Here is a 1,659-nt window from a genome sequence, read left to right on the forward strand (position 1 = left end):
AAAATAAAAAATTCAATAAAATCAATAACTTTTCTGAATGGCTTTTAAGCACTAAAATGACTGATAATAATAAAATCAACATGTTGATTATTAAAGCTAATTAATTTAGCTAATCATTGTGACTATAAGCCAAGCAAAATAAGCGGTATTTTGGTATTATCGTTAATATATAATTTTTACAACTTAATGGCGTGTAATTACTATGGGTAAAGCGCAAGAATTAATAAAACAAGCCGAAAGGCTCGCTTTACTTCCCGATTCAGAAAAGCCATTCGATCAACTTATGGATCTACTTAACAACGAAACCGATCTTGAAATGAGATCCCGGGTTGTGGCTTTTTACTCTATCGCTCTTGAAGAAGCTTTATGCCCCAATGATCATTTTAAGATGCTTAATAATAAGATTCGCCGACTACTGAATACGTATCCACTACCTGATGATGCCGAAGCGCAATTAGACCGTTTAATAGAACAAGCCGATAACGAACAGGATAAATTTTTATTAAGTCAATCTCACGAAGCTCTCTTCGTTTTATGTCATGAATAATTAACCAGAAGCTTATTTTATCTTAACTATTCCTATTCATATTGGTTAAACCAATGTGAATAGGATATTTAACTCGACTTTTGAACTGAATCTTTCTAATTAAGCTTTTTTCACGAAGCAAGCTTTAAGCATAATTTTCATACCATCGACTTTACAATCGATCTCATGATCACCGTCTACTAAACGAATGCCTTTGGCTTTAGCGCCTTTTTTCAGCACAGTTGACGATCCTTTTAATTTAAGATCTTTAATTAAAATAATATCATCACCATCAGCAAGTAAATTACCATTACTATCTTTTACTTGTAATTCACCATCAGTGGCTACAACTTCGTTTGGATCCCATTCATGAGCACATTCAGGGCAAACATAAAACGAACCATCATGATAAGTATGTTCAGATTGGCAAACAGGGCAATTAGGTATAGATTCCATAATTAAGATTCATCCAAATTAAATAAAATGGCGCCTACTATAGCAAAAAAATGCTATGAAGTCATGAATGATAGCTGTTTGGTTGCAATGGATAATCTAAAAACATTGACAAATTAGCCAATTATTTTAGAGATAAATAAACTACTATTAATTGATTTTGTTGTTCTATTTCTTTTAGATCTTTCTTCATATTTTTTCTTTTTTATTAGGGCAAAAATACAATCATTTTTGTAAAAAATATTCAGGAATCTATACCGTTTCAGTATAAAATCATTTTAAATTTAAGGGATTAATAAATTATTATTCATAAAGCATCAAATGGCTTAAATCCCTTATTCAGCCAAAGCGTTAAACGGTTATCACTGACTGATTTAACTAATATAAACAATTAATATTAAACACTATTTATTTAACAATTTAAAAAAAAGATTAAATTTTACACTAAAACAGTGTATACTTTTTGGCTGAATTGTCTGTTGTTTGCACTCAGTCATGCTGAGTATAAAATGAAATAATAACTAAAATAAAAATAAACGGAATAAATTATGAGGAATAATAGGAGAGCAAAACATGTCGAATGAACTTAATCGCCTTATGGGTCAACTCGGTGGCGAGTTTAGCCATTTAATGGCCGGTTTAGGGGGCGTTAGTCACAACCGCTATACCTTAACCGTTGA

At 31.1% G+C, this 1,659-nt stretch carries 2 protein-coding genes; one reads left to right on the forward strand and one right to left on the reverse strand.

Annotated features, from left to right (window positions below; all coding sequences use genetic code 11):
- Positions 1–202 precede the first annotated feature (202 nt).
- Positions 203–547, forward strand: coding sequence for a hypothetical protein (locus tag A9G45_RS03140; protein WP_065566383.1), 345 nt, complete (start codon positions 203–205; stop codon positions 545–547).
- A 99-nt stretch (positions 548–646) separates the two neighbouring features.
- On the opposite strand, the gene A9G45_RS03145 is transcribed toward A9G45_RS03140, so the two are convergent.
- Positions 647–982 (reverse strand): zinc ribbon domain-containing protein YjdM, encoded by a 336-nt coding sequence (locus tag A9G45_RS03145; RefSeq protein ID WP_065566382.1) that lies wholly within the window; start codon positions 980–982, stop codon positions 647–649.
- Positions 983–1,659: the final 677 nt, after the last annotated feature.

This window comes from Gilliamella sp. HK2 (assembly GCF_001690265.1).
Lineage (GTDB): Bacteria > Pseudomonadota > Gammaproteobacteria > Enterobacterales > Orbaceae > Gilliamella > Gilliamella apicola_C.

Excerpts from the sequence above, each read along its gene's own strand:
- A9G45_RS03140 (WP_065566383.1), top strand. The coding sequence starts at position 203 with ATGGGTAAAGCGCAAGAATTAATAAAACAAGCCGAAAGGCTCGCTTTA.
- A9G45_RS03145 (WP_065566382.1), bottom strand. The coding sequence starts at position 982 with ATGGAATCTATACCTAATTGCCCTGTTTGCCAATCTGAACATACTTAT.